The organism is Colwellia meonggei (genome assembly GCF_057537295.1).
The window spans coordinates 125,820-149,885 of the sequence record NZ_BAAJLZ010000003.1 but is presented as its reverse complement, the minus strand read 5'-3'; the positions used below and the strand labels follow the sequence as shown (position 1 = coordinate 149,885).

Sequence of the window (24,066 nt, the reverse complement as noted above, 5' to 3'; positions counted from 1 at the left end):
AATATGACACCAGCAATCATTCAATTAGATAAGCTAGCGATACCGTATCAGTTACACCAATATCAGCATGATGCTAACAATAAAGCTTTTGGATTAGAGGCGGTAACTAAGCTCAACCTTGATCCAAGTATTGTTTTTAAAACCTTAGTGGTTGAAGTAAACAATGACTACCTTGCGGTTGCAATTTTACCTGTAGCTGAAAAGTTAAATTTAAAAAAGTTAGCCAAAGTGCTGAAAGCAAAAAAAGTTGTGATGGCACCCGCGAATAAAGTTCAAACCTCAACAGGTTATGTTCTAGGTGGCGTCAGCCCTTTAGGGCAAAAAAAACACTTAACCACAGTAATAGCCTTGCAAGCTGAAACACTAGCAACCATGTATATCAGCGGCGGCAAGCGCGGTTTAGAAATAGTGCTCTCTCCTATCGAACTGAAAAAAGCACTCTCGGCAACAGTAGCAGATATTTGTTACCAGTAGTGCTTAACGCACTTAAACACGCTGACTATTTAATCAAGCAAAGCCTTCTATTTTAACTAGGGCGTGTTGATATTTATGGTATAAATTTTATTCAAATTAAAAGTGATTTAATCAAGGCGTAGCGATTGAAGTATAGTTACTCTATATAAATGAGCTACAACAATGAGTAAATCACTTTTTAACGAACCTTAAGGGTAGCGTTTATTGATTATTTCTACTTTGTTATCAATTTTTTATGTGGAACAGCCACGTGTAAAAACTCTATCTTGTTTAAATACTCACTAAACTACTGCAAAAACATACACCAAAGATCAACACGCCCTAATGCTAGCTATTCGTTATTATTTAAATTTGGCATTAAAATTACTTTACCAGTACTTTTGTTTTGCGCGTAATAATCAAGTGCTTGAGCAAAGTCATCAAAACCAACACTGGCGTAAATATCGGTTTTAAATATGCCTTGGGCAAACAGTTTTTGAACTTTCGAACTTAATGATAGGACTTTTAATGGCGAAGCATCGCCAATAAATTTCGCCAGCCAAAAGCCCTCAATGCGGATGTCTCGAAATATTACATCAGCAACACTAAATAAACCGCCGAGTGGATCAAAAGTTTCCGTTAAACGTCCGTAAACAATTGCTGTTGAACCATTCGGCATAGCTTTTAAGCTTTTTGGTGTATCTTCTGCTGCTACCGAATCTAACAAAACTGTAGCATTCAATGCTCTCGCTGCTTGCTTTAATTGTTCATCGAAATCTTGCTGAATCGTTAATACAACAATATCAGCGCCTAACGCTTTAAGTAATTCAACATTGCTTTGGCTACGCACTGTCGCTATGGTTTTAATTCCTTTTAATTTTGCATAACGGATTACACCTTTACCGACTTGGCTCGCGGCAGCATTAATAACAATTGCTTTTGCGCCAAGTTCGATTGCCCGCTCCACTAAACATACCGAAGTGCAAGGATTGACAATAATAGTAGCAGCTTGTGTGTCTGTTAATTCTTTACGTACTGGTAAACAATAATTTGCTTTAGTAATGGCATATTCTGCCCAAACGCCATCTTTGCCTGGTTGAGCAGAAAGCGCAACCCGCTTACCTTTGAGCCACTTACCATAGAGCCCAGCGTTTTCCTCGACAACAACTCCACAGCCCTCAAAACCAACAAATGCGCCGTTATTTGGTGCTACGCCATACTTACCAAGTAAATAAACTAAATCAGATGGATTTACTGGTGTAGCTAGCATTTTGACCAGCACTTGCCCTTTATTAAGGGCAGGCAGTGTTTTTTCAGATAATGAAATACGCTGAGAAGAAGTGAGTTCACTGTCTTCACTGAATTTTAAGCTAAAACCTTTAACCATTTTAGGTGCTGACATAACCAAAACTAATCCCTATTTTTAATAATTAAATCAATAAGTAAACAGAGTATCGAATAAAGTCAGATTATGAAACTATTTATGTGAAGACGGGCTACTTAAATGGACTATTGCAACATGTACGGTAACTTCATAAGTAACAGTAATATTATTACTATTCTAAGCGGTTATAAAACTGCCACATGTTCATAACTACCCAGATAAAACATCAAGAAACAAATCACCAACAAATCTTTAACTTTTTAAATTGTTGTTTATCCGTATTAATATAATAATTAGAGAAGATATACAATATGCCCTATATTTAAAAGACAACTTAAAAACTCCATCAACAAATAATATTTTTAGCTCAGGATCACAATAACAATTTCAGGAAAGAGTATTACAATGAATATCACCACTCGCTTCGCTCAAATAAAGTTAATTGCCCCCAATATTGCGGAATTAATCATTAATCAAGATATCGTGGTTACTCTAGAGTTAATGGAAGAATATGACGCCTTAATGAGTAGGCACTTCAACGAATCATATGGAGTATTGGTTAATCGCCTTAACAACTATAGTTACACTTTTGAAGCGCTACTTTGTATAGGCTCTGCAAAAAGCTTAAAAGCAGCGGCTGTAATAAACTATGGCCATGCTAACGAAGAACAAATCAAAGGGTTAGCCGCCGTCAGACAAATGGACGACTTAAATATTAAAGAGTTTTCAGGGCTAGAATTAGGTCGCGATAATGCAATTAGTTGGTTAGAAGAGCAATTGAATAATGTTGTAAGCGCATAACGAACCACTTAATTAAATTGGCGATTTAATGAGAACATTAAATCGCCAAATATACTATTCACTATAACTGTTCATAGGTTAACTAATTAAATCGCTTCTATACCAACAGAAACAACTTTATATTCAGGGCATTTAGTGTGCTTATCCGTAACATCACCGGTAACTCGATTGATCATCAGCTCTGGAAAATGGAAAGTGGTAAATAAAATACCTTTATTCACTTTATTGCTTAACTGTGCTTTTAGGACAATTTCACCACGTGCTGAAAACAACCTTACTCGACTATTGTTAGTTATATTCTTATCAAGCGCATCCTGATTATTAATCAGCAATACGTCTTCGCTAACTATTTCTCCATTACCTGTGCGTCGCGTCATAGTGCCACAATTATAATGTTCTAAATTACGGCTGGTAGTAAGGATAAATGGAAACGCTTTACCATTTTTTTCAATTTCCACACTTTCTTCAAATGGATAAAAATGAAAACGCCCTAAGCCACGCTTAAATGACTCTAAATGTAAAATTTGCGTATCTTTACCCCCCTTTTCAACAGGCCACTGCAAGCCATCTTCACCTAAGTTATCCCAAGTAATACCAGCAAAAAATGGTACAACTTGAGCAATCTCTTCAAGCATAGAATCTGCACTATAATCAGCTTGCGTATAACCGAGAGCATTCATCATTTCAACAATAATTTGGCCGTCAGTTTTACAACCCGCTTTTGGTGTAACAGCTGCATTGACTTTTTGAACACGACGTTCGCCATTAGTAAATGTACCGCTTTTCTCTAAGAACGAGGTGCCTGGCAAGACAACGTCAGCCATTTTTGCCGTTTCTGACATGAAAATTTCTTGCACAATCAACAAGTCTAAATTGGCAAGGCTAGCAACAACATGTTGTTGATTTGGATCTGTTTGAACAACATCTTCACCTAAAATCCAAAGTGCTTTTAAATCTCCTGCCAATGCGGCATTAAACATTTCAGGGATTTTATAGCCGATGTCTTTTGGCATGTCAGCATTATAATGTTCTTGATAATATTGATGGTTTTCATCACTATCAACAGGGAAATACCCTGCGCCTTGATGTGGCTGACAGCCCATATCGGCAGCACCTTGAACATTATTTTGCCCGCGCAGCGGATTCATCCCCACACCACGCCGACCGATATTACCGGTAAGCATAGTTAAATCGGCGATACACATAATTGCTCGGCTTCCTTGTGAGTGTTCAGTAACACCCAAGCCATGAAAGCTCATGGCATTATTTGCTTTTGCATAAGCAATCGCGGCGTCACGAACTAATGATTTATCAACACCAGCAATACCCGCTAGCTCATCAATATCAAGCGACATAATGGCATCATGATAACTTTGATACTCTTCAGTGCGGTTATCAACAAAACTTGTATCAACTAAACCAGCCTCAATAATAAAATACGCCATCATATTTAGCACAGCGACATTTGTACCTGGACGCAATTGAATATGCCATTGGGCAAAGCGTGCTAATTCTGTTTTCACTGGATCAAGCACGATCAGTGGTGTGCCCTTCATCACTTTTTGTTTGATTTTTGCGCCCGTCACCGGATGTGCCGCCGTTGGATTAGCACCAATAAGCATAATAAATTCAGTATCTTGAATATCATCAATCGAGTTAGTCGCCGCACCTGTCCCAAAGCTTTTTTGCATACCGTAGGCTGTTGGTGAATGGCATACCCGTGCACAGCAATCAATATTATTGGTACCGAGAACCACTCGGATCATTTTTTGTAATAGATAATTCTCTTCATTGGTACAACGCGCTGAAGAAATACCAGCAATTGCATCATTACCATGGTTATTTTTAATTGTTAACAAGCGCTTAGCTAAATACTCAAATGCATACTGCCAAGTAACAGGTGTTAGCTCGCCATCAATTCTAACAAGTGGTGTGGTTAATCGGTCTGGATGATTATAAAATCGCCACGCATAACGACCTTTCAAGCAAGTATGTCCAGCATTTACAGCTGCATCTTTCGGTGCTTCGATAGATAAAATCTCATTATCTTTAACCGATACTTCCAAATTACAACCAACACCACAATACGAACAAATTGTGCGAATTTTCTCGGCATCTGGCACCCTATTGGCACGAAAGACATCACTAATGGCTCCAGTTGGACACGTTTGTGCGCAAGCGCCACAGGAAACACAGTCAGAATCACTAAAGCTAACATCTTGGCCTTTAATAATTCGGCTATCAAAGCCTCGTCCTACCGCAGATAAAACCTGTTCACCTTGAATTTCATCACAAGCTCGCACACAACGATTGCAGTCAATACACAAGGATAAATCCATACGCATATACGGATGTTCGGAATCTTTACTAACATCTGGCAGGCTATCACGGCTTTGTTTTCCTCGACTTTCCTCATTGCCAAAACGTATCTCTCTAACGCCAGTAGCAACGGCAACATCTTGTAATTCACAATAATTGTTGGATGGACATTCTTCACAATTATCAGGGTGATCACTTAACACCAGTTCGACAATATTTTTACGTAACTTTTCAACTCGAGCTGAGTTAGTAAAAATATGCATGCCATCGCTGATTGGAGTATGACACGATGCCATAACTTTTTTCGGGCCATCGGCCGACAGCGCAATATCAACCGAACAAACCCGACAATTACCATAGGCGTCGAGTCGGGTATCATCACATAAAGTTGGAATTTTTCGTTGCTCGCTCTGTTCTAGCCTTCGACTAAATTCCAGTACAGTTTCCTGTGCAACAATCTCATGCGCAACACCGTTTAAAAACGCTACCTTAGTTTCAATATGATTAGACATGAGTCGACTCCTCACTTGAATTACTTACCTTGATAAAAGGATGAATTTCATCAGAAAAATACTGCAAAATGTTTTGAATAGGCAGCGGCACACCACCACCAAGCGCACATAATGAGCCTAATTGCATGGTTTCGAGTAAATCATCAAGGAGTTCACTATCAATTAATTGTTTTCCGGATATAGCATCTTGCAACATTTCTTGCCCACGAACCGAGCCCAATTTACACGGGTAACACTTCCCGCACGACTCAGCTGCTGTGAACTCAAATAAATGCTCGATATAGTCAATCATAGAAACCGATTCTGGTAAGCCGATAACACTGGCATGCCCTAATAAAAAGCCATTTTCAGCAAATGATTCAAAGTCTATAGTTAAATTATCAATCGCAGAAACTGGCACTACACCACCAAGAGGTCCGCCAATATGTAAGGCTTTAAGCGGTTTTGAAAAACCTCCCGCAACAGTAAATAATTCAGCGAGTGGCATGCCCATAGTTACTTCATAAATACCGGGCTTATTAAAACTACCATCAAGTGAAACAAGTTTACTGCCCGTTGATTTACCATTACCTAACGCTAAGTACTTATCTGCACCTGCAGATAATATAAAGTTAATTGAAGCAAAGGTTTCAACATTATTTAATATTGTCGGGCAACCAAACAAGCCACTTTGGGTTGGAAATGGCGGACGTACTGAAACTAAAGGACGTTGCCCCTCAATTGACCGTAATAGTGCTGTTTCTTCACCACATATATAAGCGCCAGCGCCTCTAATAATTTTAAAATTAAAGTTAAATTCACTTGTCTCTAGTAAATTTAATGCTTCAAATTCATTAATCGCCTGCTCTGTTGCGCGAATCGCCTGTGGGTATTCATCACGAATATAAAGAACAGCGGTTTTAGCACCCGCTAAGTAACCAGCCATTAACATGCCAAATAGCACTGAATGCGGCCTTTGCTCTAACAAGTAACGATCACTAAAGGCGCCGGCATCACCTTCATCGGCATTACAAACAATATATTTTTCATCGCCAACAACGTCACGACACGAGCGCCACTTAAACCCGGTAGGAAAACCTGCACCACCTCTGCCCCGCAGGCCAGAATCAGTAACTTGTTGTAATAGTTCATCAACTGAATATTGTTGAATAACGTCAGTAAACACTTGGTAATATGCCGCTACATCATTAATTTCAGCAGTTAAAATTGCTGGTTCGATACAAGATTCAACATGATAAAATTCTGCCGATTCAATATTTTTAGCGCTTACAATATCATCAAGTTTTTCAATGTCTTCACCAGAGTAGTTTTCTTTATTAATTTGAAAAGCACCATTTTCAGCACAACGCCCTAAACACGTAACGTGACCAATTTCATCCGCCTGATAATACCTTTGTAATTGCGTTATTACCTCAGTTTGAGTTTCAGCACACATGCATGACGAACCGTTACAAACATAGGCCTTTTTATTTGCGTTATCACCATCAATAAAGTCATAAAAACTGGCGGTGCCGTGTACAATAGCTTCACCAATAAGAAGCTCTTTTGCTTTGGCTTTACGTTGCGCTTTTGACTTTGTATCCTCGCCAATCACTAGCTCTTGAAATAGCGTATTATCGATTCCTTGACGTTGAGCTAAGGCAGTTAAATTTTTTGACATTTTTCCTCCAATGGCAACATTCGCCAATCACCATGGTATAAATTAAATCCGCTTTTTGTGGTAAAGCCAATTAAAGTTAAATTAAAACGCTTTGCCGCTAATATGGCCAACTCAGACGGTGCGCCAACAGCAACCAAAACAGCAATACCTGCCATCACGGTTTTTTGCACTATTTCAAAACTAATACGACCGCTAACTAACACACATTGTTGTGACGAGCTAATTTTACCCTGCTGCAACCTTGCACCAAGTAATTTATCAAGTGCATTATGACGGCCAATATCTTCTTTAATATCGACAAGCTGACCATATTCATTGAATAACGCCGAGGCATGCGAGCCACCCGTTTGTACAAATTGAGCTTGCTCTATACGCATAAGTTCTGGCATTTGGCTAACAGTAGAAAACGCCAGCCAATGTTTTTTTGGGCTTAACGCAGGTGGGTTCTTCATCTCTAACGACTTAAGCGATGTTGTACCGCATAAACCGCAACTACTATAAGTTACTTGAAATCGCTCAAGCGACTTAATATCAGGAACAACCCCAGTACTTAATGTCACTTGCCATTGGTTTTCATTTATCGTCTTTGAGGCGGCGTCTTCATCATCAACTTCTGGCGCAATACTGTGGATATGTGAATAGTTTTGTATGACACCTTCTGAAAGCATCAGGCCAATAATTAACGCTTCATCATCACCGGGTGTACGCATTGTGATAGAAAATACTTGCGCTTGATATGCTTGATTAGCTGTTTGTTGCCACAGCAAACGAATTTGCAATGGTTGTTCAATAAGCACGTTATCAACTTGCAATACTCGGCTCCCCGCTTGATAACGAAACTTACTCAGCTCTGTTGTTGAAGGGGCTAATGGTTGAACAGCTTGTACTGCAGTCTTATTACTCATATCTGATTAAACATAACTAACTAAAAAATAAATCCTAATTGATAGTACCTTGTAACTTTCATAGTGGAAAGTAGACGCTACTATTGTGCCGCTTTATAAACTAAGAAATCGTATAGCTTTTGTTGCAAATCAACTAATGCTTAGTAAATTAAGTATAGATTAGCTTAACTGAGGTCTGTTGAACTTTGCAGAAGAAAACGCTGTTAACACTAAAACTGACCATCAAATGCTTAATGTTATTTAAGAACTTACTCTAAATTCGATATCACATTACCAGGACTGAAAAGTAAGTTAAGGCATAAGCAAAAATAAAATGAAATGAAAATCAACAGCACATAATGACATAACTAAAACAACTAATAACACTAACCACTGCGTAGGAATAGATATGGCTACCGATGTAGAAATTGCACAACAGTTTACCCCAAAACCAATTACAGAAATCAGCGATGCACTAAATATATCACCTGATGATTTAAATCCGTATGGCCGTGACATTGCAAAAGTTGACGTTAACGCTTTAACTAAGCCTCAAGGAAAAAAAGGTCGGTTAATATTAGTTTCAGCGACAACGCCAACACCATCAGGTGAAGGTAAAACCACAACAACGATTGGATTAGGCCAAGCATTTACTCAATTAAATGAATCGGTATGCTTAGCATTACGTGAACCTTCATTAGGGCCATGTTTAGGTATGAAAGGCGGTGCAACGGGTGGCGGTTACAGCCAAATAATGCCAGGTGATCGCATTAACCTTCATTTTACCGGTGACTTTCATGCCATCACCAGCGCAAATAACTTATTATCTGCTGGTATAGATAATCATATATACCAAGGCAATGACTTACACATAGACCCCCGACAAATTGTTTGGCGCCGCGTGATGGACATGAACGATCGCAGTTTGCGAAAAATAGTATTAGGTTTAGGCGGAAAAATGCAAGGGATCCCGCGTGAAGGTGGTTTTGATATTACTGCTGCATCAGAGGTGATGGCCATGCTTTGCCTAGCCAACGACGCAAAAGATTTAAAAGAAAGGTTAGACCGAACCTTAGTCGGTTATACCTATGAAGGTGAGCCGGTAGTCGCTAAACAACTCAAAATTACCGGCGCTATGATGGCGTTATTACGTGATGCCTTGCAACCAAATCTAGTGCAAAGCTTTGAAGGAACACCTGCTTTTGTACATGGCGGGCCATTTGCCAATATCGCCCACGGTTGTAATAGTGTTATCGCCACTAAAATGGCAATGCACCATGCCGACTGGGCAATCACTGAAGCAGGTTTTGGCTTTGATTTAGGTGCAGAGAAATTCTTTGATATAAAATGTCGTATTGCTGAGCTTGATCCAGATGTTGTGGTACTGGTTACTACCGTACGCGCGTTAAAAATGCACGGCGGAAAAGACAAGAAAAACCTAGTAGAAGAAGATATTACAGCGGTTCAGCAAGGTTTAGAGAACTTAGAAAAACATATTGAAAGTGTAGCACTATTTAATAAACACCCAGTCGTTGCACTGAACCGTTTCGCCACCGATAGTGAAGATGAAATAGGCATCATCCGAAATCGCTGTATTGAATTAGGTGTATCGTTTGCAGAAAGTAACCACCATGCAGAAGGTGGCAAAGGTGCCATTGATTTAGCGAAAATGGTGATGTCTGCCGTTGAGAAGAGCAAGCCCTTTATTCCTCTATACCAACTCGACGAACCTGTGTTGGAAAAAGTAAGAATTGTTAGTCAAGCCATGTATGGCGCTGACGATGTCGCTTTTTCAAAGCAAGCAGAAAAAGACCTTAAACATGTTGAACAACTCGGTTTAACGCACCTACCCATTTGTATCGCAAAAGCACCAAGCTCCTTATCCGATGATCCATTGTTGCATGGCAGACCTCGCGATTTTGAAGTAACAGTGAGTTCAATTCAAATCAATGCGGGCGCCGGCTTCTTAGTTGTACTTACGGGTAATATTATGCGTATGCCTGGCCTACCTAAACATCCAGCGGCAAATGATGTGGAATTACTCGATAATGGTGTTATTACCGGTGTTGAGTAGATAAAAACTGAATTTTGAAATCGTAATTCTTATGCTGAACTGAGGGTATTGTAATAACAATACCCTTTTTAGTATTAACTAATTTTCGCTTGATAATTCATTAACAATTTGCCAACTTGTGCTTTTGGCGCTTTAGCAATACGCTGAATTAAACTAAAAGGAATTTCTTCGATATCATAACGTTCCCTAATATCATCAAGCATGGTTAGCCAAAGTTTAGCGGTCATTTGAGCATCGAATAATGCTCGGTGAAAACTGCCATCAGCAGCTATATTTTTATAATCAATTAATGTCCCTAATTTATGATTAGGTGCTTCTTGGTAAATGCGGCGTGAAACTAATAACGAACAGCTAAATTCACCGATAACGTCACGGTTAATACGAGAGAACTCGGCCGCTAGAAAGCGTCCATCAAAAGAAGCATTATGAGCAAGTAAGTTACTATCACCGATAAAATCAGCAAAATCTGCCATAACCTTTTCACAAGATGGTGCAGGTGCCAACATACGATTTGTTATGCCAGTATAATTCTCAATAAAACTATTGATGCGTCGTCCAGGATTCATCAATGCCTGAAACTTATCAACCTCAATACCATTTTCTAATCTAACCGCACCAATTTCAATGGCGCGATCTCCTTGGTCGGGCGATAAACCTGTGGTTTCAAAATCCAGCACCACAATAGAACTTGCTAACACGTAAACACCTTTAACAATACTTAATAAAAAATGATTATCACACGATTTGCTATTTTTCAAAATCAAGTTTTAGCAAAGAGTATAAATAATGTGATTTTTATCAGTCGTTAAAACTATGTCATAGTAAAGTAAACTACAGTCTTTTTAAAAAGCACTCTCAGTCAAACGTTCAACATACATTCTCAAAGAGGTTATTTTGCGACTTATTGCACTAGTGATATTACTTTTTCAATTGCCAATTACAGGCACTAGAAATTACCAATCAAACTACTTTTTATGACATATATCCAGAATCTAGCCAAGATATTAAGACTGAAATTATCAAAAACACCCCGATAATTAATAACTCTTCAAAATTTCATGCTAAAACAACTTGGCAGATAAAGTGGGAATTAAATTGGAAAAGTAAAAATGAAATTTGCTACTTATATTCGAATACCACAGCACTAAGTGTGCACTTTAAAATGCCAAGGCTTTCACCAACGCTAAATGCAAACAGAGGTGTTATGACAACATTCGACCAATACTACCAAGCACTTTTACGTCATGAACACGGCCATATGGAAAATGGTAAAAATGCACTTATTGAGGTCAATGAGTTACTCAGTATTTTTAATTCCTATTCTAAATGTGACGAACTGAATAATGCCGTGACAGCCTCAATTGATAAAATTATTAGCAAATATAAACAGCCCGATAGAATCTATGATGAAAAAACTGCGCACGGAAAATCACAAGGCGTCTCACTAAAAAGTGCTATTTAGTACATAAAAAAAGACCTAGTATCATACTAGGTCTTTTCAATAACATCTTGCGACAGCATACATTACATTTGTTTATCAATACGTACTGTGCCGTTCGCCAAGTAGATCATACGAACCTCATCATTGGCTCGAAAGCGCATTTGACGATCTAAGTCTTGAACCACCATATATTCATCGCCATTTTCCACTTTTATCATTAGTTCAACTAAGTGTAAGGTTTCTTCACGATACTCAGGATTGCGATTATGAGCCACAGAGCCACCGATAATTGCACCTAATATCGTTGCGACATCTCGACCACTGCCGCTGCCAAATTGATTGCCGATAGCACCACCAATCAATGCACCACCAAAAGTTTTCCAACCCTGGTTTTTATCTCGAATCAATTCTTGTTCGGTAATGTTACGCACCGACAATACTTGTCCAAATAGTACTTGCTCTACTGGCACCGCTTTGTTTCTATCATAATCAGCATGTGCGAAGGGCATAAATGCCAGCCAACAAATGAAAGATAAATAAATTGCTTTCATCATTGTCTCCTTATTTTAATGTGTAGTGTCTAAGTGTTTTTGCTATTTGAAAAAGCCTACAAACACTTAGACCAACATCTAACGCAATGGTTTACCAACCAACCGATTCTTTCGCTTTTGTTTTACGAATTTCAGTTTCGTCAGCCCATTCAACTAAGCCACTTTCAAGGTCCATTAGGCGTAAGGTAAATTTATAGTAAACATCAGATTTATCTTGATTACTTTTTACAATGCTCGATAGATTGCCGTACAGCATATACTGCGCACCAATTTGACGGCCAAATTGTAGTGCTTTACTAGGGTCGACCATGCCACCTTCATGTTGAAACTGCAGTTGTTTACGCGCTGCCTCTACACGTCCCATATCAACAAAGCGGAATTTACCCGAGCGTAATAACTTGGTTGAAATAGAATCGGTGATTGATTCTGTATCAATATGCTCACTGGTTTTATTTTTCAAACGCTCAACAAACATTACTGGACGTTTGTTTTGCGTTAAAGTGCCAACGACAGGCGACAATAACAAAGAGTCTGTCATTTCAGCAGCAACTTTTTGCAAGTCTGTTGAGCCAAAATTAATATCTGTTGTTTCTACTGCGGTTGCGTCACCGTAGCGCACAACCGATTTATTAGCACAACCCGCCGCAAATACAAGGGTTAAGCCGAGTGTTGTTATCAGTGCTAATTTATTCATAATTCTATTCCTTACCGTTTAATATTCGTATGCTTTTTCTGGAATTTCGCGAACATAAACATTAAATGTACTAACATTTATATTAGGCGCTAAACCCCGTAAAGTAGTGGATTGTTGACCATGTAATTCCAGTGGTTTCCATGGTGTTTTTCGAGATTCAATAACAAAACCATCAGCGTCAAACCAATTGAAGTGATATTGTAATTTTTGAGACTTTTCATAACGGCTGGTTAACTCTAAGTTAACTTCTAGTAAGCCATTAGTTTTTCGTGATTTAACGTCACTGATAAATAATCTTTCGGCGAGTTCTACATTATGCACTTCTAGGTGTTTACTAAAATCATCACCTTGCGTCATGGCACTGGTGCCTGTACCGGATGTCACCGGAGGTTTATTATTAGCGCAACCAGAAATAACAATGGCACTCAGTACGACCATACTTAGGCTCGCTACAAACTTTTTCTTTGCGTCTAACATATTATTGCTATAAAACATTTTACCTCCTAATTTATCGTTTAATGGCATTGATAATTACTTCGCCGTTTATAAGTTTATTGCTTGGTAACCCGTATAGTTACCAATTGTAGAAAAATTGATGAATGTCATTCTGCCAGCCTGAACATCAATTTCGATATTCTGCTGTTGGCCATTATGCTGCACCTGCAACACTTGCTTACCCGTAGGTAAATTCATTCTAACGATATCAATTTCGTCAGGTAATGTTGCCCAACTTCGCGTATCAGCCCTTTCGGAGGCTACGTTATAAATACTTGCCAAAATATTACCAACATCACCTGCTTCTTTACTAAGCTTTTGCCGCATTTGCTCTTTAGCAACCACTCTTACAACTTGTCGTGTAAGTAAGGCAGGCAATTGATCTTGTAAATCTTTCGCGGCGAGTGACTGAATACGAACAATTTCACTCGACGGATACCTATCGCCATTATTACTCACGGTTAATTGATTGTTTTGCAGTAATGCGCCGCGGTATACCGGTAAAGCAAAACTAAAAAACTTTAGCCCCCGATTACTACGACCAACCGGTAAGTTTAAACCAACATCTTGCTTACTATTAACAATTTCTTGCTCTATTAACAGCACCACTTGACCTTGTTGGTCTATATCTTGTGCTTGGTATTTTCCAAAGCGCTGCTGAAAGTTGTCTAAATCATCTTGCATACCTAATTGAGCAGCCAAACGCAGAACATCTTGCTGTAAATAGTGATTTTCAGGATAAATTTCTATCGCTCGTTTGTAATCAATATAAGCGTCGTTTAACTCACCACTGGCTTCATACAAAATGCCCGATAAGTAAAAGGTAAACGCATTTTGAAAACCATTTTTAACATCACCAATACTTTCCGCCATGCTGGGATAAGCATTGTCGATACTATCAATGCTCATGCCTGAATTGCTCAGCTTATTTTGCGCCTGAAAAACTTCATCTTCATAAGCTTTTAACGCGTTTTCTTGCACTAAGTTCGCGCGACGTACTTCAACTAACGCTCCTTCTAAATCGTGCTGAAACAAATAATTCATTGCTTGGTAGCTATGCAACATACCCTGCTCGTAATACGGTACTTGATATGAAATCGCATTATCGTTACTAACTACAGCACCAAGCTTTTCTATACCTTTGCTTACCTGAATTTTTGCTTTATTTCGTTGTATTTCAATTTGTTTATAAGCTTGTGCAAACGTCGCTTGGCTTGTTTGCCAGTCAGACGCTAAAAATTGTAAGCGCCCTCTTTCCAATAAATTCAAGACATAGCTATTATTACTAGCCGCCCTTTCTCCTAATATATTTTGTGCTTTTGCAAATTCGCCTCGGCGCTGTGCCGCCTTTACTGGCTTCATTTGGCTACTATATCCTTGAAAAAGATCAGCTAACTGCAATGAAGCACAACCAGATAAAACTGATATAGAAAGAGCAACAACAATATGTTTAAAAGAATACTTGCTCATAGACTAAAAATAATTTTCCGTTAGGTGTTAGTAGTACTTTAATTAATGTCCACATGATAAAACATTTACCGTAATCTACTGTCATGATACGTAAGTTAATGTAAATTTTTATTCACTGCAGTTGGTTATAAAGTATAGCTATTGTAGACGAGTGGCAATAAATACTTTGTAGGGAAAATGTAAGAAAAACGTAAGAAAACCTAGAGGTGTGCAATAAATCAACACATATTAAGTTTAGTTGTTTTATCGACTCGCTAAAATGCCATCATCTAGCCAAGATAATAAATAATTGAGCGCTAATTGACTAACATCTTGCTCAGGCGCCTGTGACAGTAGGTAATCGCACAGCTCGGCAAAATTGCTGCCGCTAAGTATCATAGAAATTAAACTATACTCTTGCGCTGTTATTGACCTAAATTGTGTTAACCGTTGTTGGTTTCGCCATAACAACCAAGTGCTGCTTTTTTGGCTTGCTGGCTCCGGCGCTTGTTGTTGCTTTAATGCTTGCCATGTTTCCACCGTATTAAATTTAAAGTGGCTAAGTTGCACGCTTGGGTGAAAACGAAACACAAGTGCTGGCCATTGTTCATGTGGCGTACTTAGTAAGTCCTCACGACGAAAACGCTCACTATCTGCAGCGTCAAAAGCAACCATAAGTAACCTTTCAAAATGTGCTAATTCTGCAATTAATGGATAGTCTTTAAATGGTGCATGTCTGGCTAGAAATTTTGGCAATAAATCGGCAAAATTTCGTAAAGAAGTATTATTTGATGGGTACGCTTTAATATAGCCGCTAACCATTTGATCAAACAAATCGTCACCTAAATATAAACCTAATAACTCATGGTCGTTATCAATGGTTTCTTTTAAGCGCATTTGATAAGCATTTTTATAAATATGTAAACGCGCTTCACGACTTATACCGCCATGATTTTCAACGTTCTTCGCTATGCTAGGTTCATGTTCAACTAATGTATCATCAGTTAAGTAATTCATCATTTGCTGCTGTAGCGTATGCAGTGAAAGTTTAGTCACGTAGTTTTTTTCTCTATTAATAATATAGCTTTACGGCGATTTTTAATTTTTTGTCTTAGGGTTTCGCTATGAAATAACCCCTAAGGTTTTATTTGCTATTGAACGTGCGGTGTCCACTTCAGCTAAAAGTTCTGCTAACGGCGGGATATTATCATCTCGCTCAATCATAGTGCTGATCCAACCAAATCGTTGCAGTGCTTGTTGATAAAGCTGCCAAACAGGGTCAGCCACCGGGTGATCATGAGTATCAATAACATAATCGCCATAATCACTATGTCCAGCCAAATGAAACTGCTTCACTTTATCTTTGGCAATACCGTCAAGATAATCTTGTGGGTTAAAGTCGTGGTTACGGGCACTTACATATATATTATTAATATCGAGAAGAATTTCACAACCCGAGCGACGCGCAACTTCATTAAAGAACTGCCACTCAGTCATTTCGGAGTTTTTATAGGTTAGGTAGCTGGAAACATTTTCCAGCAATATTGGTCGCCCTAAAAACTCTTGCACTTGTTCTATGCGCTGGCAAACATGCGCTAATGCTTCATCATTATATGGCAGCGGGAGTAAGTCATGACTATTTTTTTCGTGGGCTCCTGTCCAGCATAGATGATCCGAAATCCACTCTGGTTGTAGCTCGTTGGTTAACACTTTTAGTTTGCGTAAATAATCAAAATTTAATGGGTCAGTTGAGCCAATAGACAAAGATACGCCATGCATTACCATAGGATAAAGTTCGCGAATACTATGTAAATAATGCTTAGGTTTACCACCGTCAACCATAAAGTTTTCTGATACCACTTCAAACCAATCAATTGCTGGTTTGTTGTCGAGCACATCTTGAAAATGTTCAGTTCTAAGGCCTAAACCAAAGCCTAAAAAATGTTCGGGGACTGGCATTTGAGAAAAGGAGAGCGAATGCTCTCCTTCCGTGCTGCTAACAGTTTGCTTATTCGCCAACTGTACCTCCAACATCGTCACAAGTTTGCGCTGAAAGAGCAACAAAACCATGACCTTTACATGATGCTTGACCTTTACAAGCGTTTTCTGCCGTTTTACAGTCGTTATGACCTTTACAGACATTAACACCGTAACAATGCGTTAGTTCTGCAGTGTTAACTTCACCACGCCAGTCATCTTTTACTGTACCGCCAATATCACCACAAGTTTTAGTCGACATAGCAACAAAGCCATGGCCTTTACATGATGCTTGACCTTTACAGGCATTTTCAGCAGTTTTACAGTCATTATGGCCATTACATTTATTTACGCCATAACAATGTGCCATTTCAGCAGTATTTGAATTCGACGCCGCCGTTTTACTTGAAGATTCAGCTGTTACGGCAGAACATCCCATTAAACCTGCTACTGCTAATGCAACTGCGGCACCTTGAAATTTAGTTTTAGTATTTTGACTCATTACATTCTCCGATAGTTCTAGTATATGATTTTGTTATTAATGAATTTATGCATCCGGCATTACTTTGCGCTTAAACCAATAATCTAAGCTGACATAACGACCTCCGCCGATAAAGAATAGTGCCAGTAACATAATGAAATACGTCGCAGCAAACTCAATACCATTGTTTAAAATGGTGACACTGCCGCTACTTGTAAGCCATTCGTAATTACCATGCTCTTGCAAAATAGAGATAATAATTTCTTTTTTCTCTACCGATGCCTCAACCCGCTCATTTGCAAATGGAGCACCAGCATCAGCTATTGCTTGCCAGCCGTATTGCCCATGAACTGACGTCATTGCAATCACCATAGTAAACATCATAGGAACTGCCATTAAACGAACCCCAAAACCCAGTAATAAAGCAATAGCACCGATAACTTCAGCGCCAATGGCTAAAATGGCTAAAACAAATGGGAAAGGTAAACCTAAGCCCCAATCATCATTACCAAACCACTGTACAATATTGTCAAAGCCTTCAATTTTATTCGTACCTGCCATCCAAAAAATAGGTACTAAATATAACCGTAATAATAGCGGCGCTAAAAAATCCAACTTTTTAGTCGAGTTTAATAAGCCATAACCTTTTTTCAATATTGCTTTCACCATGTTCATTCCTGTTGTTCTTGTGCGTAAAGTTTAACTTTAGTTCAAATTAATCAATGTCTAAATAATTAATTTAATTCAAATGTTTTGCTAACTGCCTAATTTGACCCGACAAGTAGTAGAGTCATTTCACTAAATTTCGTTAAGAAAATAGCGATGAGGCTAGTAAAAAATTATTTGAAATATAAATGTAAAAATACCGTTCGTGACTATTTTTCAATCAAAGAAACACGGGTGGCGCCGACATAAAACTTATAACAAAGGTCATTTATCGTTATAAAAAACAATAACTTTATGAAAACTACTTTAATAACAAGGTTAATTAAATAACTCGTTATTGTGACTTTTTAGAAACGCTAATTTAGCGAAAAATAAGGAAATAAAAAAATTAATTTTTTATAAAAATAATGCCAATAAGCACTTAATTATGAAGAGCTATAGAAGAAGTAAAACTTATAATAGAATGTAAAAAGGAGAATTTAAAAAATTCAGCAGAATGAACCGGCAAGCTTAATCGCTACTACTAACTGCTACAACCAACATTACCGGTTTATTTAATCGTCACTAAAAAGAATCAACTATAATGATTCAACTTCAGCCAATGCTTGGGTAAATTCAGCTAACTCTACTTCTGCGCAGTCATCACTTTCTTGCCAATCAAGGCCAATAATGATGCCATCTGCGAGCAAGTCTTCTACCCAAAATTCCATCCAATCAGCAACACTAATAGCAGCAGGAGCATAATTAGCCCACTCTTCAACACAGTGTTTTTTTGCTAAAACATCCGTTGACCACAACGGCATAACTTCTGTATTTTCATAGTTAACCGAGTCAAGTACCACCCAATCTTCACTTGCTTGATCTTGTAATGCCCAAATAACTTGGCTGTCTTTAACCTGCTTTGTGAATGTGCTTAATATGTTTGCTGCTGACATAACGCTAATTTACCTAAAAAATTTTGCCGTTATTATACGGCGACAAAAACATTTACTCAATGAAGCTCACCACGCTTATAACCTAATCGAGAGCTTAGCTTGTCAAACGACTATTGCAGTAAATTCAAGCAAAGCGATATAAAACTTATCTCAAATCAAGAAACGATTATTTTTCTTATAAATCAAAGGTAAGTGCGACATTATGTCGCAGTAGCAAAGTGAACTTTTCCGATATAGTGGCGACAATTTTTAGATGTTACCGAAGAGTTCCCTTTATGTTATTAAATAAATCTTATCTCAGCATTTGCTGCGCTCTTGCTATTCTTCCAACTTCCCAAGCAATTGCAGAAAATTTAAATACGCAAACAACCGAAAGAATTGAAATTACCGGCTCACGTATAAAACAAGTCGATCTAGAGTCAGCTAGCCCAGTAACCGTTATTGATGCTCAACAAATAGCGTTTTCCGGCATATCTAGCGTTGAAGAGTTATTACAAGAGATGACCGCTGCAGCTGGCCCAGCAGGGAACGCAACCAATGCTTATTGGACAAGTAACGGTTATGCAACCGCGCAAATTAACTTACGTGGCTTAGGCATAAAACGCACCTTAGTGTTATTAAATGGTCGTCGTATTGTTGCTGGCGGCACTGGTGCCAACGACAGCCCTGATTTAAATATGATCCCAGTAAACTTAATTAAACGCATCGAAGTATTAAAAGATGGTGCCTCTGCAATTTACGGCGCTGATGCTATTGCTGGTGTTGTTAATATTATCACTAAAGACGATTTTTCTGGTGCGCAGCTTACCATGAAAGCTGGTGCTAGTGACCGAGGTGATGCCGAAAACCAAGAAATAAATTTAACCTTAGGAGGTGATTTTAGTCGTGGTAATATGGTGGTCAATATTAATTATGTTAATACTGAAAGTGCCTTACAATCAGAACGTAACCCGTGTCCATTAGAAGAAGTTGATGGCAAACTTGCGTGTTTCTATTCTGGTTCAACCATTGGTGGTCGTGCAACATTAGCTGATGGTAGCGAAGTGCAATTTAACCAAGCCCCAAATGGCGATGGTAATAGCTACTCTACTTACAGAAATAGTGAACACGGTTATAACTGGTTTCAATCGCTTAACTCTTATAGCCCAATGAAACGTTTTAATATTGCCACGTTAGTTAATTACGATATTAATGACAGCACCCAATTATCGACTGAGTTAATTTATGCCAATCGCCGTTCAAGCCAAATCGTGACACCACGTGGTTTTTCGCGAGTAGAAGTTGCTAGTGACTTTATTTACAACCCTACAGGGCAAGATTTAATACTAAAAAACCGTCGTAATATTGAAGTCGACAACCCTGAGTTTTATCAAGACACTAATACCCTGCAAACTAACTTTATGCTTAATGGCGAACTTAGTAATGATTGGCAGTGGCAACTAAGCTATAGCTATGGACGCAACACTGGCACAGACGGTTGGAGTTACGACTTCAACGATGAACGCGTTGCGCAAACGCTTGATAGTTCAGTATGCAGTACAGATGCCGACGCAGCAATACCGTGTGGTGACTACTTTGGTGTTGGTGAACTTTCTCAAGAAGTTATCGATTATGTCACTTACCAACGCGAAGGAACCGGCGGTAACGAACTACGTGCATGGACTGGACAATTAACCGGCGATATTATCGAGCTTGACTCAGGTACATTAGCTTTCGCAACAGGCATTGAGCAGCGCGATGAAAAAGGTTGGCGTAAACCCGACACCATTGCCCAACAAAATGGTGACGAAGACGCCATCTCAGGTAGCTACCAAGTAAAAGAAGCTTATATAGAGTTTGCTGTACCGTTAGCACAAAATCAATTTTGGGCGGATAATTTGGCTGCCGATATAGCATTACGCTACTCGGATTATTCAACGTTTGGCTCTGACACCACATTTAAACTTGGTTTAACTTGGCGCATAAATGACGCCTTAATGCTTCGTGGCGTGCGCTCCTCTGCATTTAGAACGCCAACCATAACAGAGCAATTTGGTGGTACTAATACCGAAAACCTTATTACAGTGGATCCATGCGATGGCGCCACTGGAGTAATCAAGGAAAATTGTCTAGCCGCAGGTGTACCCGTTGACTTTGTTCAAGATGGACAAACAGTAAAAACAAGTGTCGGTGGTAACCCAGATGTTGGCCCTGAGCGCGCCAATACATTAACATTAGGCGCGGTATGGCAAAGCCCTTATGCTGATGATTTAATATTAACACTAGATTATTTTGATATTGAAATAGATGACGCCATTAATGCAGTTGCCGGTTCAAATATGTTAAGACTGTGCTATTCCGATCCAAGTGCATATGCCGAGTATTGCAACAATATTGTTCGAGATGAAAACACTCATCAAGTGATAGAAATTGAAAAACGTCCAATGAATGCCGCCAATGAACACGTGGCAGGCCTCGATGTTAACTTAAAATACAAAACCGAACACAATGGCTACCAGTTTTCATTTAACTGGGATGTTACGCGCTTATTAACACACGAGAATACCGCATTTTCTGGTGCGGAAACAGAAGTGTTATTAGGTAAAATAACCGCCGATCGCGGTAGCTTTGCCAAATGGAAAAGTAATATTCATGCCACAATTGCAACACAAGCTTGGAAGCTTAATTATAGTATTCGCTACATAGGAAAAGCGGATGATGAAAATGATGGCGGTGAAATAGGTAGCGCAGTACCTAGTATTTTCTATCACGATCTACAGGCAAGTTATGCAATATCTGATGACTTAATCATCTCAGCAGGTATTGATAATTTATTTGATAAGCAGCCACCTTTTTTAACGTCTTGGAATGACGCAAACACAGACGTATTTACTTATGATACCGTCGGCCGCCGAGGTTATATAAAAGCTAATTACTTTTTCTAATTCCTAATTTATACATATAGAGAATGGAACAATTAAGCCGTAAGAAATATTACGGCTTTATCTTATTCTTACTTTTTGCATATTTCTATTGCATAAATCATGACTATATTGCAAATCGCAAAACCGTTTTGCAATTTGCAAATGAATAGAACAAAACTTTCGCATAATGCGATACATGAAAATTGCGAATAACTTCCAATTGAAAAACAATGCCACCATAAAACCTTAAAATAACAGCAACTTAAAAAATTAAAATCAAATTCATGCGCTTTGTTCACCATAACAAGTTCATTTGGTACACAACCTGCAATTTACAGGTAACTGCTAAAGTGAGGATATTAGTATGAATTATTTTATTAAAACCACAGCACTGTTAATGCTAGCTTTAACAAATACAGCAAGCGCAACACTACTTTCATTAAACGATAGTACACCTGTTCAACCATTAATGTTGGATGAAAGTTTTACTGACTTTTACGACTACAACACCATGTGTCACAAATGGTCGTCAAACACCGGTTACGAACTAAATGATAGTATTGTGATGTTTTTCGCTCAACATGATGATGATTTAGCCTTAATTACTTTGGTTGATAAACCTGGTGAAGGTGACGGTGGCCGCGCGAAAATGCGCATAAATAACATGAACACTTTTGGCGATATTTTATTTATGGATGATCCTGGCGATAAACAAGTGACTAATGGTGTTAACTGGCGCTGGAATGCAGGGAAAAATGACGGCATGATATTTCAATTATTTGATATGAATAATTTCGATATTGATATTAGTTTTAGTAATTTATCTGGTCTAACAAATGGCATTACCTTTTTATCGTTTGACCAGTCTTTAGCACCAAGCATATTGTCGAAAGACAGTGGTGCACCAAATGCTATAAACATGCGTACTTCATTTTCTGCACAAAGCCAAGTGCCAGAGCCAACCTCAGTTGCCTTGTTTGGTTTAGCGTTAGTGGGATTAGCACTAAGAAGTAAAGCAGCTTAATATTATTGTAATATCAAACTTGTGGCCTTCTACTTTAGTTGAAGGCTATTTTTCCAGTATTTACTTAAAGCTAATTTTTATTCACTGTAACAATATAGCAATACTTAAAAGTAACACTAAGAAATAATCGCTACCTCAATAATGAGAGCTTCTGTTAAGCTGATAGCACAAATCTCCAGTAACCTGATTTATCTTTGAAAATTAACGTCATAAATAGCATTAATGAAATTTCAGAAAGTGACTGGCAAAATTTAAACCGTCAAACATCACTATTTTCAAATTATCGTTTTTTTCATACCCTTGAAAATAGTGGCTCAGTATCAAGCAAGCAAGGTTGGCAGCCTCATCATCTAAAACTAACCTCAACAAATAATACACATGGCAAGCATGATATTGACGCTATTTTGCCTATGTATAGTAAATCTCACTCTTGGGGTGAGTATGTTTTTGATTGGGCATGGGCTGACGCCTATCAACAACATAATATTCCCTATTACCCAAAACTCGTTGCTACGATTCCTTTTACACCAGTTACCAGCAATAAACTATTATCAAATAAATTTAATATCAATCAGTTATATCCTGCATTAATCGAGCATTGCCATGCCTCAAACTTTAATAGTTGGCATATACTGTATTGCCAAAATGACGCCGAGTTAAATCAAGCTCATTCTACGCAACTTTTAGCCAATGTTTACCAACGTAATACCGTACAATTCCATTGGTTAAATTACGGCTATCAAAGTTTTGATGATTTTTTAGCACGCTTTAACGCGCGAAAAAGAAAAAACACCAAAAAAGAGCGAAAAACAATAACAGAACAAGGCATTGAGATCAGACGGCTTATTGGTAAAAACATTAACCAAAAGGAGTTAGAGTTTTTCTATTTAACCTACCAGCTAACGTACTTAAGACGAGGCCATACACCTCACCTAAACTACGAATTTTTTCAACGTATTATTCAGCAGTTTCCTGATAATGTTTTACTAATTATTGCTAGTCATGGTAGTGAAGATATTGCGTGTTCTTGGTTCTTTTTTGATGATGAAAATTTATATGGGCGTTACTGGGGTTGTACTAAAACCTATAACAATTTACATTTTGAATTGTGTTATTACCAAGGAATTGAATTTTGTATTGAAAATAACTTGGCCTTATTTCACCCTGGCACACAAGGTGAGCATAAAATTCAACGAGGCTTTGAACCAAAATTAACCACTTCATATCATTGGATCAAACACCCAGCATTTAGGCCTGCAATTAAAGCCTATTGCTTACAAGAACAGCAACAAATGCAGCACTATTTGCAGCATTGCCAACAACGGCTGCCTTTTAAGTTGAATGATTAAAATCAAAAATTTAG

Annotated in this window: 21 protein-coding genes; 7 read left to right on the top strand and 14 right to left on the bottom strand. The window is 38.4% G+C overall.

Annotated features, from left to right (window positions below):
- Positions 1-3: 3 nt before the first annotated feature.
- Entirely contained in the window at positions 4-474 is a 471-nt protein-coding gene (ybaK, locus tag AC27E9_RS09165) for a Cys-tRNA(Pro) deacylase (RefSeq protein ID WP_487129419.1), read from the top strand.
- Between the two features lie 331 nt (positions 475-805).
- Here ybaK and AC27E9_RS09160 read toward each other — a convergent pair whose 3' ends face one another.
- Positions 806-1,855 (bottom strand): zinc-binding dehydrogenase, encoded by a 1,050-nt coding sequence (locus AC27E9_RS09160; protein WP_487129417.1) that lies wholly within the window; start codon positions 1,853-1,855, stop codon positions 806-808.
- 387 nt (positions 1,856-2,242) lie between these two features.
- Between AC27E9_RS09160 and AC27E9_RS09155 the strand changes: the two genes are divergently transcribed.
- A complete protein-coding gene (locus tag AC27E9_RS09155; RefSeq protein ID WP_487129415.1) occupies positions 2,243-2,638 on the top strand; it encodes a hypothetical protein in 396 nt (131 codons plus the stop codon).
- 86 nt (positions 2,639-2,724) lie between these two features.
- Here AC27E9_RS09155 and fdhF read toward each other — a convergent pair whose 3' ends face one another.
- From fdhF to fdhD, 3 genes are read right to left on the bottom strand one after another with little or no spacing between them, the layout of a single operon-like run.
- Complete coding sequence (fdhF, locus tag AC27E9_RS09150) at positions 2,725-5,469, bottom strand: formate dehydrogenase subunit alpha (RefSeq protein ID WP_487129413.1); 2,745 nt, start codon at positions 5,467-5,469, stop codon at positions 2,725-2,727.
- Positions 5,462-7,129, bottom strand: a complete 1,668-nt coding sequence (locus tag AC27E9_RS09145) for an NADH-ubiquinone oxidoreductase-F iron-sulfur binding region domain-containing protein (RefSeq protein ID WP_487129411.1) — start codon at positions 7,127-7,129, stop codon at positions 5,462-5,464. Before AC27E9_RS09145 ends, fdhF begins: the two co-directional genes overlap by 8 nt.
- Positions 7,114-8,034, bottom strand: coding sequence for a formate dehydrogenase accessory sulfurtransferase FdhD (gene fdhD / locus AC27E9_RS09140; protein ID WP_487129409.1), 921 nt, complete (start codon positions 8,032-8,034; stop codon positions 7,114-7,116). The genes AC27E9_RS09145 and fdhD overlap by 16 nt, the downstream gene beginning before the upstream one ends.
- Before the next feature lie 388 nt (positions 8,035-8,422).
- Between fdhD and AC27E9_RS09135 the strand changes: the two genes are divergently transcribed.
- On the top strand, positions 8,423-10,087 hold the full coding sequence (locus AC27E9_RS09135; RefSeq protein WP_487129407.1) for a formate--tetrahydrofolate ligase: 1,665 nt from the start codon (positions 8,423-8,425) through the stop codon (positions 10,085-10,087).
- A gap of 74 nt (positions 10,088-10,161) precedes the next feature.
- On the opposite strand, the gene AC27E9_RS09130 is transcribed toward AC27E9_RS09135, so the two are convergent.
- Positions 10,162-10,785: a 3'-5' exonuclease gene (locus AC27E9_RS09130; protein WP_487129405.1), complete on the bottom strand. Its 624-nt coding sequence runs from the start codon at positions 10,783-10,785 to the stop codon at positions 10,162-10,164.
- A gap of 254 nt (positions 10,786-11,039) precedes the next feature.
- Between AC27E9_RS09130 and AC27E9_RS09125 the strand changes: the two genes are divergently transcribed.
- Positions 11,040-11,549 carry a DUF922 domain-containing protein gene (locus AC27E9_RS09125; RefSeq protein WP_487130042.1) on the top strand — a complete coding sequence of 170 codons (510 nt, stop codon included), beginning with the start codon at positions 11,040-11,042 and terminating at the stop codon, positions 11,547-11,549.
- Between the two features lie 62 nt (positions 11,550-11,611).
- On the opposite strand, the gene AC27E9_RS09120 is transcribed toward AC27E9_RS09125, so the two are convergent.
- The 9 genes from AC27E9_RS09120 to AC27E9_RS09080 all read right to left on the bottom strand — a co-directional run bounded on the left by AC27E9_RS09120 (position 11,612) and on the right by AC27E9_RS09080 (position 18,776).
- Positions 11,612-12,079: an outer membrane lipoprotein gene (locus AC27E9_RS09120; RefSeq protein ID WP_487130040.1), complete on the bottom strand. Its 468-nt coding sequence runs from the start codon at positions 12,077-12,079 to the stop codon at positions 11,612-11,614.
- Positions 12,080-12,170: 91 nt separating this feature from the next.
- Positions 12,171-12,773 (bottom strand): penicillin-binding protein activator LpoB, encoded by a 603-nt coding sequence (gene lpoB, locus AC27E9_RS09115; protein WP_487129403.1) that lies wholly within the window; start codon positions 12,771-12,773, stop codon positions 12,171-12,173.
- A gap of 18 nt (positions 12,774-12,791) precedes the next feature.
- Complete coding sequence (locus AC27E9_RS09110) at positions 12,792-13,268, bottom strand: YcfL family putative periplasmic lipoprotein (RefSeq protein ID WP_487129401.1); 477 nt, start codon at positions 13,266-13,268, stop codon at positions 12,792-12,794.
- Between the two features lie 48 nt (positions 13,269-13,316).
- Complete coding sequence (locus AC27E9_RS09105) at positions 13,317-14,738, bottom strand: COG3014 family protein (protein ID WP_487129399.1); 1,422 nt, start codon at positions 14,736-14,738, stop codon at positions 13,317-13,319.
- 243 nt (positions 14,739-14,981) lie between these two features.
- On the bottom strand, positions 14,982-15,773 hold the full coding sequence (locus tag AC27E9_RS09100) for an HvfC/BufC family peptide modification chaperone (protein WP_487129397.1): 792 nt from the start codon (positions 15,771-15,773) through the stop codon (positions 14,982-14,984).
- Between the two features lie 66 nt (positions 15,774-15,839).
- Positions 15,840-16,676: an MNIO family bufferin maturase gene (gene bufB / locus AC27E9_RS09095; protein ID WP_487130038.1), complete on the bottom strand. Its 837-nt coding sequence runs from the start codon at positions 16,674-16,676 to the stop codon at positions 15,840-15,842.
- Positions 16,677-16,725: 49 nt separating this feature from the next.
- On the bottom strand, positions 16,726-17,196 hold the full coding sequence (gene bufA2 / locus AC27E9_RS09090) for a BufA2 family periplasmic bufferin-type metallophore (protein ID WP_487129395.1): 471 nt from the start codon (positions 17,194-17,196) through the stop codon (positions 16,726-16,728).
- Between the two features lie 45 nt (positions 17,197-17,241).
- Positions 17,242-17,844 carry an HvfX family Cu-binding RiPP maturation protein gene (locus tag AC27E9_RS09085; protein WP_487129393.1) on the bottom strand — a complete coding sequence of 201 codons (603 nt, stop codon included), beginning with the start codon at positions 17,842-17,844 and terminating at the stop codon, positions 17,242-17,244.
- A 575-nt stretch (positions 17,845-18,419) separates the two neighbouring features.
- Complete coding sequence (locus tag AC27E9_RS09080; RefSeq protein ID WP_487129391.1) at positions 18,420-18,776, bottom strand: DUF2750 domain-containing protein; 357 nt, start codon at positions 18,774-18,776, stop codon at positions 18,420-18,422.
- Between the two features lie 275 nt (positions 18,777-19,051).
- On the opposite strand from AC27E9_RS09080, the gene AC27E9_RS09075 reads away from it, so the two are divergent.
- The 3 genes from AC27E9_RS09075 to AC27E9_RS09065 all read left to right on the top strand — a co-directional run bounded on the left by AC27E9_RS09075 (position 19,052) and on the right by AC27E9_RS09065 (position 24,052).
- Positions 19,052-21,700: a TonB-dependent receptor gene (locus AC27E9_RS09075; RefSeq protein WP_487129389.1), complete on the top strand. Its 2,649-nt coding sequence runs from the start codon at positions 19,052-19,054 to the stop codon at positions 21,698-21,700.
- Positions 21,701-22,043: 343 nt separating this feature from the next.
- On the top strand, positions 22,044-22,703 hold the full coding sequence (locus AC27E9_RS09070; RefSeq protein WP_487129387.1) for a PEP-CTERM sorting domain-containing protein: 660 nt from the start codon (positions 22,044-22,046) through the stop codon (positions 22,701-22,703).
- 194 nt (positions 22,704-22,897) lie between these two features.
- Complete coding sequence (locus AC27E9_RS09065; RefSeq protein ID WP_487129385.1) at positions 22,898-24,052, top strand: GNAT family N-acetyltransferase; 1,155 nt, start codon at positions 22,898-22,900, stop codon at positions 24,050-24,052.
- Positions 24,053-24,066: the final 14 nt, after the last annotated feature.